This is a genomic window from Pseudomonas sp. 18175, assembly GCF_050432925.1.
Lineage (GTDB): Bacteria > Pseudomonadota > Gammaproteobacteria > Pseudomonadales > Pseudomonadaceae > Aquipseudomonas.
In genome coordinates this window covers 414,117-428,171 of sequence record NZ_JBKFTO010000001.1, presented here as the reverse complement: position 1 = coordinate 428,171, position 14,055 = coordinate 414,117, and the positions used below count along the sequence as shown (strand labels likewise).

Annotated in this window: 18 protein-coding genes; 11 read left to right on the top strand and 7 right to left on the bottom strand. The window is 60.4% G+C overall.

All coding sequences use genetic code 11. The features are described 5' to 3' along the window. The first annotated feature begins 197 nt into the window (after positions 1-197). Entirely contained in the window at positions 198-836 is a 639-nt protein-coding gene (locus ACLD1Y_RS01955) for a C40 family peptidase (RefSeq protein ID WP_429474955.1), read from the top strand. A gap of 297 nt (positions 837-1,133) precedes the next feature. On the opposite strand, the gene ACLD1Y_RS01950 is transcribed toward ACLD1Y_RS01955, so the two are convergent. Continuing rightward, positions 1,134-2,168 carry a type IV pilus twitching motility protein PilT gene (locus ACLD1Y_RS01950; protein WP_429474953.1) on the bottom strand — a complete coding sequence of 345 codons (1,035 nt, stop codon included), beginning with the start codon at positions 2,166-2,168 and terminating at the stop codon, positions 1,134-1,136. 57 nt (positions 2,169-2,225) lie between these two features. Between ACLD1Y_RS01950 and ACLD1Y_RS01945 the strand changes: the two genes are divergently transcribed. The 9 genes from ACLD1Y_RS01945 (at position 2,226) to ACLD1Y_RS01905 (ending at position 8,839) form a co-directional block, all read left to right on the top strand. Further along, positions 2,226-2,912, top strand: a complete 687-nt coding sequence (locus ACLD1Y_RS01945) for a YggS family pyridoxal phosphate-dependent enzyme (RefSeq protein ID WP_429474950.1) — start codon at positions 2,226-2,228, stop codon at positions 2,910-2,912. Positions 2,913-2,945: 33 nt separating this feature from the next. Further along, positions 2,946-3,764, top strand: a complete 819-nt coding sequence (gene proC / locus ACLD1Y_RS01940) for a pyrroline-5-carboxylate reductase (protein ID WP_429474948.1) — start codon at positions 2,946-2,948, stop codon at positions 3,762-3,764. 24 nt (positions 3,765-3,788) lie between these two features. Next, positions 3,789-4,376, top strand: a complete 588-nt coding sequence (locus ACLD1Y_RS01935) for a YggT family protein (protein ID WP_429474946.1) — start codon at positions 3,789-3,791, stop codon at positions 4,374-4,376. A gap of 105 nt (positions 4,377-4,481) precedes the next feature. Then, positions 4,482-5,621, top strand: coding sequence for a homoserine O-succinyltransferase MetX (gene metX / locus ACLD1Y_RS01930; protein ID WP_429474943.1), 1,140 nt, complete (start codon positions 4,482-4,484; stop codon positions 5,619-5,621). Between the two features lie 7 nt (positions 5,622-5,628). Beyond that, positions 5,629-6,249 carry a methionine biosynthesis protein MetW gene (metW, locus tag ACLD1Y_RS01925; RefSeq protein WP_105521094.1) on the top strand — a complete coding sequence of 207 codons (621 nt, stop codon included), beginning with the start codon at positions 5,629-5,631 and terminating at the stop codon, positions 6,247-6,249. Positions 6,250-6,270: 21 nt separating this feature from the next. Then, entirely contained in the window at positions 6,271-6,705 is a 435-nt protein-coding gene (locus ACLD1Y_RS01920; protein ID WP_429474941.1) for a DUF4426 domain-containing protein, read from the top strand. After that, a complete protein-coding gene (gene rdgB, locus ACLD1Y_RS01915) occupies positions 6,702-7,298 on the top strand; it encodes an RdgB/HAM1 family non-canonical purine NTP pyrophosphatase (protein ID WP_429474938.1) in 597 nt (198 codons plus the stop codon). Before ACLD1Y_RS01920 ends, rdgB begins: the two co-directional genes overlap by 4 nt. Then, the gene (hemW, locus tag ACLD1Y_RS01910) at positions 7,295-8,497 is read left to right on the top strand and encodes a radical SAM family heme chaperone HemW (protein ID WP_429474936.1); all 1,203 of its coding nucleotides are present in this window, start codon (positions 7,295-7,297) and stop codon (positions 8,495-8,497) included. Before rdgB ends, hemW begins: the two co-directional genes overlap by 4 nt. 18 nt (positions 8,498-8,515) lie before the next feature. Continuing rightward, on the top strand, positions 8,516-8,839 hold the full coding sequence (locus ACLD1Y_RS01905; RefSeq protein ID WP_010207241.1) for a DUF3392 domain-containing protein: 324 nt from the start codon (positions 8,516-8,518) through the stop codon (positions 8,837-8,839). Between the two features lie 179 nt (positions 8,840-9,018). On the opposite strand, the gene ACLD1Y_RS01900 is transcribed toward ACLD1Y_RS01905, so the two are convergent. From ACLD1Y_RS01900 to ACLD1Y_RS01880, 5 genes are all read right to left on the bottom strand, one after another. Continuing rightward, positions 9,019-9,831 carry a hypothetical protein gene (locus tag ACLD1Y_RS01900; RefSeq protein WP_429474935.1) on the bottom strand — a complete coding sequence of 271 codons (813 nt, stop codon included), beginning with the start codon at positions 9,829-9,831 and terminating at the stop codon, positions 9,019-9,021. Positions 9,832-9,907: 76 nt separating this feature from the next. Further along, a complete protein-coding gene (gene trmB, locus ACLD1Y_RS01895; protein WP_429474933.1) occupies positions 9,908-10,633 on the bottom strand; it encodes a tRNA (guanosine(46)-N7)-methyltransferase TrmB in 726 nt (241 codons plus the stop codon). 9 nt (positions 10,634-10,642) lie between these two features. Beyond that, positions 10,643-11,437, bottom strand: a complete 795-nt coding sequence (locus tag ACLD1Y_RS01890; protein ID WP_105521099.1) for a thiazole synthase — start codon at positions 11,435-11,437, stop codon at positions 10,643-10,645. A gap of 52 nt (positions 11,438-11,489) precedes the next feature. Then, positions 11,490-11,690: a sulfur carrier protein ThiS gene (thiS, locus tag ACLD1Y_RS01885; protein WP_015886354.1), complete on the bottom strand. Its 201-nt coding sequence runs from the start codon at positions 11,688-11,690 to the stop codon at positions 11,490-11,492. A 71-nt stretch (positions 11,691-11,761) separates the two neighbouring features. Continuing rightward, the gene (locus ACLD1Y_RS01880) at positions 11,762-12,139 is read right to left on the bottom strand and encodes a DUF423 domain-containing protein (RefSeq protein ID WP_429474931.1); all 378 of its coding nucleotides are present in this window, start codon (positions 12,137-12,139) and stop codon (positions 11,762-11,764) included. Positions 12,140-12,213: 74 nt separating this feature from the next. Between ACLD1Y_RS01880 and mtgA the strand changes: the two genes are divergently transcribed. Then, positions 12,214-12,936, top strand: coding sequence for a monofunctional biosynthetic peptidoglycan transglycosylase (gene mtgA / locus ACLD1Y_RS01875; RefSeq protein WP_429474929.1), 723 nt, complete (start codon positions 12,214-12,216; stop codon positions 12,934-12,936). A gap of 194 nt (positions 12,937-13,130) precedes the next feature. On the opposite strand, the gene rpoH is transcribed toward mtgA, so the two are convergent. Further along, on the bottom strand, positions 13,131-13,985 hold the full coding sequence (gene rpoH / locus ACLD1Y_RS01870) for an RNA polymerase sigma factor RpoH (protein WP_016972967.1): 855 nt from the start codon (positions 13,983-13,985) through the stop codon (positions 13,131-13,133). Positions 13,986-14,055 lie beyond the last annotated feature (70 nt).

Sequence of the window (14,055 nt, the reverse complement as noted above, 5' to 3'; positions counted from 1 at the left end):
TTTTACGGGCGCCCGACGTACGGCTAGGGTATCTTCCCTCCCCTCAAAGCCTTATGCCACCTGACTTGTGTAGGACAATTGCGGCGATTCGTCGCGTTTTTCCTGATTTTGACCCCAAGGTTCAGTCGACAAACGGCCTGAGAACAGCACAAAAAGCTGTTATAAAGTTGCGCGCAAACCCATAAGAGCCACGCCTAATGCGACCATTTTTCAAGACATGGCTAACCATCTGCCTATTAATGCCACTGGCCGCCCACGCCACCAATCGTGAGCAACGACTTCCTAACGTCAACGGTTTCACCCCTAAAGTCCACAGCACGCCAAGCACCGCCAAGTCGGTCAAGCTGACCGTCAACCGCCCGACTCAATTGAGCAAGGCTCATAACGGCAAGGCAACTGCCGGCCTGGTCGGGGTGAACACTAAGCAAAGCAGCAATGTCCTCAGCCGCGCCGTTAACGTGCTCGGTACTCCTTATCGTTGGGGCGGCAGCAGCCCAAGTAAAGGGTTCGACTGCAGCGGCTTGGTGAAATATGCGTTTAATGACGTCGCAGCGGTGGATTTGCCACGCACCTCCAACGCCATGGCCGCTGGCCACGGTCAGAAGGTTGACCGCAAGGACCTGAAGCCGGGCGACCTGCTGTTCTTCAAACTTAAGAGCCGCCAGGTGAACCACGTAGCCATCTACCTGGGCAACGACCGCTTTATCCACGCGCCTCGTCGGGGCAAGTCGGTGAGCATCGACACGCTGAAAAAGCCGTTTTGGGACAAGAACTACGTGATTGCCAAGCGGGTGCTGCCTAAAGAACAGAACAACCTTCGTGTAGTGCAACGCTGATTCCAGACTGAAATGCGGTAAAAATGTGGGAGCGGGCTTGCTCGCGAATGCGGTCTATCAGCACCAGATGAGCTGGCTGAACCACCGCATTCGCGAGCAAGCCCGCTCCCACATTTGATTTTCACCTTCCGTAAGACCTCATATGTCCGCAGGCACCCTCGCCTNCCCCCCCCCCCCCCCCCCCCCCCCCCCCCCCCCCCCCCCCCCCCCCCCCCCCCCCCCCCCCCCCCCCCCCCCCCCCCCCCCCCCCCCCCCCCCCCCCCGCTCCCACATTTGATTTTCACCTTCCGTAAGACCTCATATGTCCGCAGGCACCCTCGCCTTCTCCCGCGCCTCATCCCGGCTTACCACCCCCTCCCCGACTAACGCTTTCAAACTCATATCCAACGTCTTCATCCCCAACGCCCCACCCGTCTGTATCGCCGAGACCATCTGCGCCACCTTGTCCTCGCGGATCAAATTCCGGATCGCCGGCGTGCCCAGCATGATCTCGTGCGCCGCCACGCGCCCACCGCCAATCTTCTTCACCAGTACCTGAGACACCACCGCCTGCAACGACTCCGACAACATCGAGCGGACCATGGCTTTTTCCCCTGCCGGGAACACGTCCACCAGCCTGTCCACCGTCTTTGCCGCCGAACTGGTGTGCAGGGTGCCAAACACTAGGTGCCCGGTCTCAGCCGCGGTCAGGGCCAGGCGGATGGTTTCCAGGTCGCGCAGTTCGCCCACCAGGATCACGTCCGGGTCTTCCCGCAGCGCCGAACGCAGGGCGGTGGAAAAGCTATGGGTGTCGCGATGCACTTGGCGCTGGTTGATCAACGCGTTTTTTGGCCTGTGGATAAATTCAATCGGGTCTTCAAGGGTAAGGATGTGCTGGCGTCGATGCTGGTTGAGGTAGTCAATCATCGCCGCCAGCGTGGTGGACTTGCCTGAGCCGGTAGGCCCAGTGACCAGCACCAGGCCCCGGGGCAACTGGGCGATGCGCTGGAACACCTCACCCAGCCCGAGCGCTTCCAGGCTCTGAACGTCGCTGGGAATGGTGCGAAACACTGCCGCCATGCCGCGATCCTGCTGGAACACATTGGCGCGGAACCGCGCGACACCGGGCAGTTCGAAGGCAAAGTCTGTTTCAAGAGATGTTTCGAAATCCTTTTGCTGGTATTGGTTCAGTAAAGGACTGAGCAAATCCTTCACTTGGGGCGGCGACAGTACCGGCCAATCCAGTGGCCAGACCTCGCCATCCACCCGCAGCATCGGCGCCAGGCCCGCCGACAGATGCAGGTCGGAGGCGCCTCGGCGCACGCACACAGTGAGCAGTTCAGTGATATCCATAGGGCTTTCCATTTCCAGTAGAATGCCGCGGACTCCATATCCACGGGCGCATCTTGAATGTCGACGATAGCAGACAACATCGGCCTGGTTAGCCAGCGCATCCGCGCCGCGGCCGACGCCGTGCAGCGCGACGCAAACAGCATCCACCTGCTGGCCGTGAGCAAGACCAAACCCGCGCAAGCCGTGCGCGAAGCCTATGCCGCCGGCATGCAGGATTTTGGCGAGAACTATCTCCAGGAGGCCCTAGGCAAACAGGCCGAATTAACCGACCTGCCCTTGAGTTGGCACTTCATCGGCCCCATTCAATCGAACAAGACGCGCGCTATCGCCGAGAACTTCGCTTGGGTGCATTCCGTGGACCGCCTCAAAATTGCACAACGCCTGTCCGAACAACGCCCGGCTGACCTGCCGCCGCTCAATATCTGCATCCAGGTCAATGTCAGTGGCGAAGCCAGCAAGTCCGGCTGTACGCCCGCCGACCTGCCGGCCCTGGCCAACGCCATCAGCGCCCTGCCGCGCTTGAAGCTGCGTGGCCTGATGGCAATCCCCGAGCCGACCGAAGATCGCGCCGCGCAAGATGCAGCATTCGCCACAGTGCGCGAGCTGCAAGCCAGCTTGAACCTGCCGCTGGACACACTTTCCATGGGCATGAGCCACGACCTTGAGTCGGCCATCGCCCAAGGCGCCACCTGGGTGCGGATCGGTGCCGCCCTGTTTGGTGCCCGCGACTACGGCCAGCCATGAAATGGCTGACTTTTCACTGAATAAGGACCTGTCATGAGCAACACGCGTATTGCCTTTATCGGCGCCGGCAACATGGCGGCCAGCCTGATCGGCGGCCTGCGGGCCAAAGGCCTGGACGCCGCGCAGATCCGTGCCAGCGACCCGGGCGCCGACACCCGTGCCCGCGTCAGTGCCGAGCACGGCATTGAAACCTTCGCCAACAACGCCGAGGCCATCCAGGGCGTCGATGTGATCGTGCTAGCGGTGAAACCCCAGGCCATGAAAGCCGTGTGCGAAAGCCTGCGTCCAAGCCTGCAACCGCATCAACTGGTGGTGTCCATCGCTGCCGGTATCACCTGCGCGAGCATGACCCGCTGGCTCGGCGCGCAGCCCATTGTGCGCTGCATGCCCAATACCCCGTCGCTGTTGCGCAAGGGTGTGAGCGGTCTGTTCGCAACCGCCGAGGTCAACGCCGCCCAGCGTGACCAAGCCCAGGAACTGCTGTCTGCTGTGGGTATCGCCCTGTGGCTGGAACAGGAACAGCAACTGGACGCGGTCACCGCCGTGTCCGGCAGTGGTCCGGCGTATTTCTTCCTGCTGATCGAGTCCATGACCGCAGCCGGCGTGAAGCTGGGCCTGCCTCAGGAGGTCGCCAAGCAACTGGCCGAACAAACTGCCCTGGGCGCCGCGCATATGGCGGTTTCCAGCGACGTGGATGCCGCCGAGCTGCGCCGTCGCGTGACCTCGCCAGGTGGCACCACACAAGCCGCTATCGAATCGTTCCAGGCCGGGGGCTTTGAAGCCCTGGTGGAAAAAGCACTGGGTGCCGCAGCACATCGTTCGGCCGAGATGGCCGAGCAGCTGGGCAAATAACCTTCCCTTATTCAGGAATCAAACATGCTCGGAATCAATGACGCGCTTATCTTTATCATCCAGACGCTGGGCAGCCTTTACCTGCTGATCGTGCTGATGCGCTTTATCCTGCAACTGGTGCGGGCCAACTTCTACAACCCGCTGTGCCAGTTCGTGGTCAAGGCCACCCAGCCGTTGCTCAAGCCATTGCGCCGGGTGATCCCGAGCCTGTTTGGCTTGGACATGTCGTCGCTGGTATTGGCGCTGTTGCTGCAGATCCTGCTGTTCGCCGTGATCCTGACACTCAACGGTTACCAGGCCTTCACCGTGCTGCTGTTGCCATGGGCGCTGATCGGCATCTTCTCGCTGTTTTTGAAGATCATTTTCTGGTCGATGATCATCAGCGTGATCCTGTCGTGGGTCGCACCGGGCAGCCGCAGCCCGGGCGCCGAACTGGTGTACCAGATTACCGAGCCGGTACTGGCGCCGTTCCGCCGTCTGATTCCTAACCTGGGTGGCCTGGATATCTCGCCGATCTTTGCGTTTATCGCGATCCAGTTGGTGCAGAGCTGGGTAATCCCGCGACTGGCGTTCTATGCATTCATGCCTAAAGAACTGTTCGGCCTGATCTGATTCAAGGCTGGCTTTGGTGCAAGGGCCGGATAACCTCCGGCCTTTGCTTGCCGCTAGGTGCAGCGGTCTTTAGACTTACGCCTCATTTAAACGAGAGCAGGGTCGATGCCAGCTGCCTTTCCCCCCGATTCTGTTGGACTGGTCGTGCCCCAAGTGGCGCACTTCAGCGAGCCCCTGGCCTTGGCCTGTGGCCGTTCGCTGCCTGCCTATGACCTGATCTATGAAACCTACGGCCAACTGAACGCCACGGCGAGCAACGCCGTACTGATCTGCCACGCCCTGTCCGGCCATCATCACGCGGCCGGCTTCCACTCTGCCGATGATCGCAAACCCGGCTGGTGGGACAGTTGCATCGGCCCCGGCAAACCCATCGATACCAATAAGTTCTTTGTGGTCAGCCTGAACAACCTCGGCGGCTGCAACGGCTCTACCGGCCCCAGCAGCCTCAACCCGGAAACCGGCAAGCCATTTGGCGCTGATTTCCCGGTGCTGACCGTGGAAGACTGGGTGCACAGCCAAGCCCGCCTCGCCGACCTGTTGGGTATCCAGCAATGGGCCGCCGTGATCGGTGGCAGCCTGGGCGGCATGCAGGCGCTGCAATGGACCATCACCTATCCAGACCGCGTGCGCCATTGCCTGGCCATCGCCTCGGCCCCCAAGCTGTCGGCGCAGAACATCGCCTTCAACGAAGTGGCGCGCCAGGCGATCCTCACCGACCCCGAGTTCCATGGCGGTTCGTTCCAGGAAGCGGGCGTGATTCCCAAGCGCGGGCTGATGCTGGCGCGGATGGTCGGTCATATCACCTACCTGTCCGATGATTCCATGGGCGAGAAATTCGGCCGTGGTCTCAAGAGCGAAAAGCTCAACTACGACTTCCACAGCGTCGAATTCCAGGTAGAAAGCTACCTGCGTTATCAGGGTGAGGAGTTCTCGGGGCGTTTTGACGCCAACACCTACCTGCTGATGACCAAGGCCTTGGACTACTTCGACCCGGCCGCCAACCACGACGACGACCTGGCAAAAACCTTCGAAGGTGCCACCGCCAAGTTCTGCGTGATGTCGTTCACCACCGACTGGCGCTTCTCGCCAGCCCGCTCCCGTGAGCTGGTGGATGCGCTGATGGCCGCACGCAAAGACGTCTGCTACCTGGAGATCGATGCTCCGCAAGGCCACGATGCCTTCCTGATCCCGATCCCGCGCTACTTGCAGGCCTTCAGCAACTACATGAACCGAATCGTATTGTGAGAACGCCATGAGAGCCGACCTGGACATCATCCAAGAATGGATCCCCGCCGGCAGCCGCGTGCTCGACCTGGGCTGCGGCGATGGCGAACTGCTGAGCTGGTTGCGGGACAACAAGCAAGTCACCGGCTATGGCCTGGAAAACGACCCGGACAACATCGCCCAGTGCGTGGCCAAGGGCATCAACGTGATCGAGCAGGACCTGGACAAGGGCCTGGGCAACTTTGCCAGCAACAGCTTCGACATCGTGGTGATGACCCAGGCCCTGCAAGCCGTGCACTACCCGGACCGCATCCTCGACGAAATGCTGCGCGTCGGCCGCCAATGCATCATCACCTTCCCCAACTTCGGTCACTGGCGCTGCCGCTGGTACCTGGCCACCAAGGGCCGCATGCCGGTGTCGGACTTCCTGCCGTACACCTGGTACAACACGCCGAACATCCACTTCTGCACCTTCGAAGACTTCGAAGCCTTGTGTGGCGAGCGTGAAGCCAAGGTGATCAACCGCCTTGCCGTCGATCAACAGCACCGCCACGGCTGGGCGAGTAAACTATGGCCCAACCTGTTGGGCGAAATCGGTATTTACCGGGTCAGTAGCCCGGGCCTGACCGACCACAAGATTGCCGTCTAATCATTTTCAAGAGGGACGCTCATGAGTCGTTTGGCTGTTTTTCTATTGACTGCGCTGCTGGGCGCCAACGCCATGGCTGCCGACATTATCGACCCTAATCGTACGAAGGAATTCGGCGATATCACTGTGCGCTACAACACCTTTACTTCCAGCTTCCTGCAACCGGAAACCGCTCAGGCGGTGGGTGTGGTACGCAGCAAGAACAAGGGCTTGATCAACGTATCGGTGTTCAAGGGTGTGACGCCCGTGGTGGCGCAAGTGACCGGCACCATCAAGGACTCGCTCGGCAAGAGTGAAGTGCTGACCTTCAAGCAGATCACCGAAAAAGGCGTGACCAACTACCTGGCGCCCTACTCGGTGCCGCAGCAGGAATTCAAGACCTTCACCATCAACGTTGAAACCGGCGGCAAGGCCCACGGTTTCAGTTTTGTCCAAGAACTTTTCCCGGCCGAATGATGAACCTCACCCAACTCGTACTGGCCAGCCATAACGCCGGCAAACTCAAAGAACTGCAAGCCATGCTTGGTGAGTCCGTGCAACTGCGCTCCATTGGCGAGTTCAGCCAGGTAGAGCCGGAAGAGACCGGCCTGTCGTTCGTTGAGAACGCGATCCTCAAGGCACGCAACGCTGCACGCCTCTCCGGCCTGCCGGCGTTGGCGGATGACTCGGGGCTGGCAGTGGACTTCCTCGGCGGCGCCCCTGGTATCTATTCGGCGCGTTATGCCGATGGCAAAGGCGACGCGGCCAACAATGCCAAGCTGCTTGAAGCCCTCAAGGACGTGCCGGATTCAGAGCGCGGCGCACAGTTCGTCTGCGTGCTGGCCCTGGTGCGCCACGCCGATGACCCGCTGCCGATCCTGTGCGAAGGCCTGTGGCATGGGCGCATCCTGCACGCGGCCAGCGGCGAGCATGGGTTTGGCTATGACCCGCTGTTCTGGGTGCCGGAGCGCAATGTCTCCAGTGCCGAACTGAGCCCGGCCGACAAGAACCAGATCAGCCACCGCGCCCGCGCAATGGATTTGCTGCGCCAACGCCTGAGCCTGAAATGACCCAAAACACCTCTGCGCAGCCGCTGATCCACGGCGGCGCGCAAACTCCACGGGCGGCCCTGCCCCTGCTGCCGCCCTTGGCGCTGTATATCCACATCCCGTGGTGCGTGCGCAAATGCCCGTATTGCGACTTCAACTCCCACACCGCCAGCAAAGTGCTGCCGGAAGAGGAGTATGTGGACGCCTTGCTCGCCGATCTCGACCAGGATTTGCACGATGTTTACGGTCGCGAACTGAGCTCGATCTTCTTTGGTGGCGGCACGCCGAGTCTGTTCAGCGCTGCGGCGCTGGGCCGCCTGCTGACAGGCGTGGAAGCACGTATTCCGTTTGCCCGTGATATCGAAATCACCCTGGAAGCCAACCCCGGAACCTTCGAACAAGAGAAGTTCGTGGCGTACCGCAAGCTGGGGATTAATCGCCTGTCCATTGGCATCCAGAGCTTCCAGAAGGAAAAGCTTGAGGCCCTGGGGCGTATCCACAATGGCGATGAGGCCGTACGCGCGGCGGGCATGGCGCGCCAGGCCGGGTTCGATAACTTTAACCTGGACCTGATGCACGGTTTGCCCAACCAGTCCCTGGACGATGCTTTAAGTGATCTACGCCAGGCGATCGCGCTGAAACCGACGCATTTGTCGTGGTATCAGCTCACCCTGGAACCCAACACGGTGTTCTGGAACCAGCCGCCTGCGTTGCCGGAAGACGACACCCTGTGGGACATCCAGGAAGCCGGCCAGGCACTGTTGGCCGAGCATGGTTACGCGCAATACGAAGTGTCGGCCTATGCCCAACCCGGTCGCCCGGCGCGGCATAACCTGAACTACTGGAGCTTTGGCGACTTTATCGGCATCGGCGCCGGCGCCCACGGTAAGCTCAGCCACCCGGATGGGCGCATTGTGCGCACCTGGAAGACCCGCGCACCGAAGGACTACCTCAACCCGGCGAAAAACTTCCAGGCCGGCGCGAAGGAACTGACCAACGAAGAGCTGCCGTTCGAGTTCCTGATGAACGCCTTGCGCCTTACTGAAGGCGTCGAAGCCAGGCTGTACGCCGAACGTACCGGCCTGGACCTGGCGAGCCTGGATGAAGGCCGTCGCGAGGCAGAACAAAGTGGCTTAATGCAGGTCGAACCGTCACGCCTGGCGGCGACCGACCGCGGGCAACTCTTCCTCAATGACCTGTTGCAGAAGTTTTTGAGCTGATCGCTCTAAGGAAATCGAATGGATTTGGTACTCGACCTGCTCGCCACCGTATCCCGCTGGAGCCGTAGCAACCTGTCGGAAATCTCCCTGGCCCTGGTGGGCTGTTTGCTGGTGCTGTTTGGCGCCGACATCAAGGGCTGGGTCGAAGCCCGCCTGGGCAGCGTTGCCGGTGCGTTGCGCGTACCGTTGATGGCGTTGCTGTGCATGATCGGCAGCGGTGCGGCGTTAATCTACGCCACGCCGTGGATTGTGCGGGGGTTGAGCCAGTTCAATAACTACAGCTTGGCGCCAGTGTTGGTGGTTGTACTGGTACTGATTGGCGTAGTAGCAGACCGCCGCTGATCTCAAATCCAACATAGATACAAATGTGGGAGCGGGCTTGCTCGCGAATGCGGACTTTCAGTCACTGAAGATGTCGACTGATCCACCGCATTCGCGAGCAAGCCCGCTCCCACATTTTTGACCGCATTCCAGGCTGGCGTTGATTGGGGCGCTCGCTACCGTCGAGGAACGAAACAACGCTACTGGGCCACCTGCCCTCCAAACGCCTTTTCGTAATACGCTTTGAGCGTCATCGGGTCTTTACAACCCAGCTCGAAGGCTTGGTTCAGGTAGGTCAGGTTAAGGCTGTCCGGCATGCCTTTTTCGTTCATCCGCGTCGCTGCCAATATGTAGTAGGCATCCGCCCGGTACTGGTCATAGGTCAACATCCGCGCACTGGCCCGCGCCTGCATGTTGCCCAAGGTTCTTTGCTCCTTGATCTCAGCCCGGGGATCGCCCTCGAAACACAACGAGCGCTGTGTATACAAAGGGTAAAAGTCCTTGAACCCATCTACGCGCAAAAGCATCTGCTTAAGATCTTCCAGATACTTCACGTGGCCTGGGTCAAGAAAATCAAAACGCATGTAAGTCTGGTCGCACTGATAGTAATAACCCACCGCTGCCGCCAGAAGTCCTTTGTCCATTGCTTTGTGCATGGGCTCGCACACCTGCTTGCGCTGTTCGTCCCCCATCCCGAACCGGCTTTGCATATTGGCCAGCATATATGTGGCGACGACGTGCCCACCTTCGGCGGCCATTTTTAAGTCGTGCTGCATTGCGGCCATGTCGCCTTCCACACCCTTCAATAACTCAGGCAGGGCCTTGGTGTCCAACTTACCGCTGGCCTCCAGCGCCACGTACTCGTCGAATTGTGTTTTGAGTTGCTCTGCCCTGTTCTGGGCGCGCTCAAAGTAGTCGTCGGGGGAAGGTATCGGAAGGGAGGAAGCAGGGGTGGCCCAGACTGTCGAAGACAGCAGGCTCAGCAACAACAGACAGGGGAACGTAACTTTCAACCCTTGTATTCCTTTACAAGTAGAAACGAAACGGCGGTGAAGCAGGCCTGCTCCACCGCCGTAGATGCGTAGCGGGTTAATCCAGTTTTTCGAACTTCAAATCCCACACACCATGCCCGAGTCGCTCACCACGACGTTCGAACTTGGTGATCGGCCGCTCGGCCGGGCGTGGCACACATTTGCCGTCTTCGGCGATGTTGCGATAGCCAGGGGCGACATTCATCACTTCCAGCATGTATTCCGCGTACGGTTCCCAGTCGGTGGCCATGTGCAGGATACCGCCCACTTTCAGCTTGCTGCGTACCAGTTCGGCGAAGGAAGCCTGGACGATGCGGCGCTTGTGGTGACGGGATTTGTGCCATGGGTCCGGGAAGAACAGCATCAAGCGGTCAAGGCTGTTGTCTGCGATGCAGCGGTTGAGCACTTCGATCGCGTCGCAGTCATACACCCGCAGGTTGGTCAGGCCTTGGGTCAGCACGCCATTGAGCAGCGCGCCCACGCCTGGGCGGTGCACTTCAACGCCGATAAAGTCTTGCTCTGGCGAGGCGGCGGCCATTTCCAGCAGGGAGTGGCCCATGCCGAAACCGATTTCCAGGGAACGCGGGGCCGAACGGCCGAACACCTGGTCGTAGTCCACCGGCGCATCGGCCAGGGGCAATACGAACAGCGGCGTGCCTTGTTCCAGGCCTTTTTGCTGGCCTTCGGTCATGCGACCGGCGCGCATCACAAAACTCTTGATGCGGCGGTGCTTGGACTCGTCGCCTTCTTCCAGGGTGTTCGGCGTTTCGTTTGATTCAGTCATCAATGGCTCTTACTTGATCAGACCATCCAGCGGCGAGGAGGCGCTGGCGTAGAGTTTTTTCGGCATGCGCCCGGCAAGGTAGGCCAGGCGGCCCGCGACGATCGCGTGTTGCATGGCTTGGGCCATCATGACCGGTTGCTGGGCGTGGGCGATGGCCGAGTTCATCAGCACCGCGTCACAACCCAGCTCCATGGCGATGGTCGCGTCGGAGGCCGTGCCCACGCCCGCATCCACCAGCACCGGGATCTTGGCTTCTTCAAGGATGATCTGCAGGTTGTACGGATTGCAGATACCCAGGCCGGAACCGATCAGACCGGCCAGCGGCATCACGGCGATGCAGCCGATTTCGGCCAGTTGGCGGGCGATGATCGGGTCATCGCTGGTGTAGACCATCACGTCGAAGCCTTCCTTGACCAGGGTTTCGGCGGCCTTGAGGGTTTCGATCACGTTGGGGAACAGGGTTTTCTGGTCGGCCAGCACTTCCAGCTTCACCAGGTTGTGGCCGTCGAGCAGCTCACGGGCCAGGCGGCAGGTGCGCACGGCTTCGATGGCGTCGTAGCAGCCAGCGGTGTTGGGCAGGAAGGTGTAGCGATCCGGCGACAGTACTTCGAGCAGGTTCGGCTCGCCTTCGATCTGGCCCAGGTTGGTGCGGCGCACGGCGAAGGTGACGATTTCGGCGCCCGAGGCTTCGATGGCCAGGCGGGTTTCTTCCATGTCGCGGTACTTGCCGGTGCCGACCAGCAGACGGGACTGGTAGGTACGACCGGCCAGGACGAAGGGCTTGTCGCTACGAACGATGCTCATGGGAAATCCTCGAAATGGGGTGAGGTTCTGCAGAATTCAGACAGCTGCGCGACTAGCCGCCGCCAATGGCGTGGACCACTTCGACCTGGTCACCTTCGGTGAGCGCGGTCTCGGCGTGCAGGCTACGCGGGACGATATCCAGGTTGAGTTCCACTGCGACACGGCGCCCGGTGAGGTCCAGACGGGTCAACAGGGCCGCAACGGTTTCACCGTCGGGCAGTTCAAAGGATTCGCCGTTCAACTGAATGCGCATGCCACGGGCCGCCATCGTTTTTAGGGGTCGGCATTCTAGCCCGATCCCGGTTGATGACCCAAGTCCCTCGGTCAGATCGTCTGCAAGCGCCATGCGGCCAGCCCCAGGAAGAACCAGCCGAGCAAGAACGCCAGCCCGCCAAACGGCGTGATGATGCCGAGCTTGCTGATACCAGCCATGGTCAGCACATACAGGCTGCCGGAGAACAACAGGATACCGATCACAAACGAAACGCCCGCCCAGGTGACCAGGCGACCCGGCAGGTGCGCCGCCAGCAGCGCCACGCCGAACAGGGCCAGGGTGTGTACCAGTTGGTAGGTGACACCGGTGTGGAAAATCGCCAGGTATTCGGCGCTCAGGCGGTTTTTCAGGCCATGGGCGGCGAAGGCGCCAAGGGCGACACCGGTGAAGCCGAAAAAGGCAGCCAACATCAGAAAGCCACGCAGCATGAGGAACTCCAGTCAGACGCAAGGGGCAGGGTCTGTATAATGGCCCGCTCAACGGGTTCGGCCAAGCCATCTCTATGCTGCGTCTCCTCTTCAAGCGTTTTCTCAAAGTCGTGAAATGGTTTGCCATCGCCAGTGTGCTGCTGGTGCTGCTATTTCGTGTCGTGCCGCCGCCGTTCACGGCGCTGATGGTGGAGCGCAAGGTCGAATCCTGGTTCGACGGCGAGCCCATTGATCTGCAACGCACTTGGGTGGCGTGGGATGAGATCTCTGACGACCTGAAAGTGGCGGTGATGGCCGGTGAAGACCAGCGTTTCCCCCAGCATTGGGGCTTTGATTTCGGCGCGATCCAGGCGGCAATCCTGCACAACGAGCGCGGTGGTTCGATTCGCGGCGCCAGCACGCTGAGCCAGCAGGTGTCGAAGAACCTGTTCCTGTGGTCCGGCCGCAGTTATCTGCGCAAAGGGCTGGAAGCCTGGTTCACCGGGTTGATCGAGATACTGTGGCCCAAGCAGCGGATTCTTGAGGTGTACCTCAATAGCGTGGAATGGGATGAAGGAGTATTTGGCGCAGAAGCGGCGGCGCGGCATCACTTTGGGGTGAGCGCCAAGGGGCTTTCGCGCCAGCAGGCCAGTTACCTGGCGGCGGTGTTGCCCAACCCGCGGGTGTGGAGTGCCAGCCACCCGACGGCGTATGTGGCACGGCGCGCGGCGTGGATTCGCCAGCAGATGGGGCAACTCGGCGGCGATGGCTACCTGGTCGAACTGAACAACACCCGCAAGGCCCCCTGGTCCGACTGACAGAACATAGTACCTGTGGGAGCTGGCTTGCCTGCGATGGCGGTGTGACAGCTTGCAAAGAGGCTGACTGACAGGGCCTCATCGCAGGCAAGCCAGCTCCCACAGAGGACCGAGTAGTTTTTTGAAGTTTCCGAATGCAAACAAAAATGCCCCGATCTCTCGATAGGGGCATTTTGTTGTCTTTTTGCAGCGTTTTAGGCGGCGATCGACAGTTTCAGCTTGTTCATCGCGCTTTTCTCAAGCTGACGAATCCGCTCGGCCGACACGTTGTACTTCTGCGCCAGGTCGTGCAGCGTGGCTTTGTCTTCCGCCAGCCAGCGCTGGTAGAGGATGTCACGGCTGCGGTCGTCCAGCACTTCCAGCGCTTCGTGCAGGTTGTGGTTGGAGTTGTCGCTCCAGTCCGCATCCTCCAGTTGACGCGCCGGGTCGTACCGGTGGTCTTCCAGGTAGTTGGCCGGCGATTGGAAGGCGCTGTCGTCATCCGCTTCGGCGGCTGGGTCGAAGGCCATGTCATGACCGGTCAGGCGGCTTTCCATTTCGCGTACTTCACGAGGCTCCACACCGAGGCTTTCGGCCACGCGGTGGACTTCCTCGTTGTTCAGCCACGCCAGGCGTTTTTTCTGGCTGCGCAGGTTGAAGAACAGCTTGCGCTGGGCCTTGGTGGTCGCCACTTTCACGATGCGCCAGTTGCGCAGGATGAACTCGTGGATTTCCGCCTTGATCCAGTGCACGGCAAACGACACCAAACGCACACCCATCTCAGGGTTGAAGCGTTTCACGGCTTTCATCAAGCCGACGTTGCCTTCCTGGATCAGGTCTGCCTGGGCCAGGCCGTAGCCGCTATAGCTACGGGCGATATGTACAACAAAACGCAGGTGGGCGAGCACCATCTGCCGAGCCGCCCCCAAATCCTGCTCATAATAGAGACTCTCGGCCAGTTCACGCTCCTGCTCGGGCGTCAGCAATGGAATGCTGTTGACCGTGTGCACATACGCCTCCAGGTTTGCACCTGGGACCAGAGCATAAGCAGGTTGCAAAGAAGTGGTCATACGAAACCTCCGACTTACATAACTCGTGCAGTTCAGCACTGCGAAAATTGACCGGAAACCGTAGGACAAG

Coding starts and splice junctions, on each gene's coding strand:
- ACLD1Y_RS01935 (WP_429474946.1), top strand. CDS start 3,789: ATGCTCGGAATCAATGACGCGCTTATCTTTATCATCCAGACGCTGGGC.
- ACLD1Y_RS01950 (WP_429474953.1), bottom strand. CDS start 2,168: ATGGATATCACTGAACTGCTCACTGTGTGCGTGCGCCGAGGCGCCTCC.
- mtgA (WP_429474929.1), top strand. CDS start 12,214: ATGCTGCGTCTCCTCTTCAAGCGTTTTCTCAAAGTCGTGAAATGGTTT.
- metW (WP_105521094.1), top strand. CDS start 5,629: ATGAGAGCCGACCTGGACATCATCCAAGAATGGATCCCCGCCGGCAGC.
- ACLD1Y_RS01890 (WP_105521099.1), bottom strand. CDS start 11,437: ATGAGCATCGTTCGTAGCGACAAGCCCTTCGTCCTGGCCGGTCGTACC.
- thiS (WP_015886354.1), bottom strand. CDS start 11,690: ATGCGCATTCAGTTGAACGGCGAATCCTTTGAACTGCCCGACGGTGAA.
- ACLD1Y_RS01905 (WP_010207241.1), top strand. CDS start 8,516: ATGGATTTGGTACTCGACCTGCTCGCCACCGTATCCCGCTGGAGCCGT.
- ACLD1Y_RS01955 (WP_429474955.1), top strand. CDS start 198: ATGCGACCATTTTTCAAGACATGGCTAACCATCTGCCTATTAATGCCA.
- trmB (WP_429474933.1), bottom strand. CDS start 10,633: ATGACTGAATCAAACGAAACGCCGAACACCCTGGAAGAAGGCGACGAG.
- metX (WP_429474943.1), top strand. CDS start 4,482: ATGCCAGCTGCCTTTCCCCCCGATTCTGTTGGACTGGTCGTGCCCCAA.
- proC (WP_429474948.1), top strand. CDS start 2,946: ATGAGCAACACGCGTATTGCCTTTATCGGCGCCGGCAACATGGCGGCC.
- rdgB (WP_429474938.1), top strand. CDS start 6,702: ATGATGAACCTCACCCAACTCGTACTGGCCAGCCATAACGCCGGCAAA.
- ACLD1Y_RS01920 (WP_429474941.1), top strand. CDS start 6,271: ATGAGTCGTTTGGCTGTTTTTCTATTGACTGCGCTGCTGGGCGCCAAC.
- rpoH (WP_016972967.1), bottom strand. CDS start 13,985: ATGACCACTTCTTTGCAACCTGCTTATGCTCTGGTCCCAGGTGCAAAC.
- ACLD1Y_RS01880 (WP_429474931.1), bottom strand. CDS start 12,139: ATGCTGCGTGGCTTTCTGATGTTGGCTGCCTTTTTCGGCTTCACCGGT.
- hemW (WP_429474936.1), top strand. CDS start 7,295: ATGACCCAAAACACCTCTGCGCAGCCGCTGATCCACGGCGGCGCGCAA.
- ACLD1Y_RS01945 (WP_429474950.1), top strand. CDS start 2,226: ATGTCGACGATAGCAGACAACATCGGCCTGGTTAGCCAGCGCATCCGC.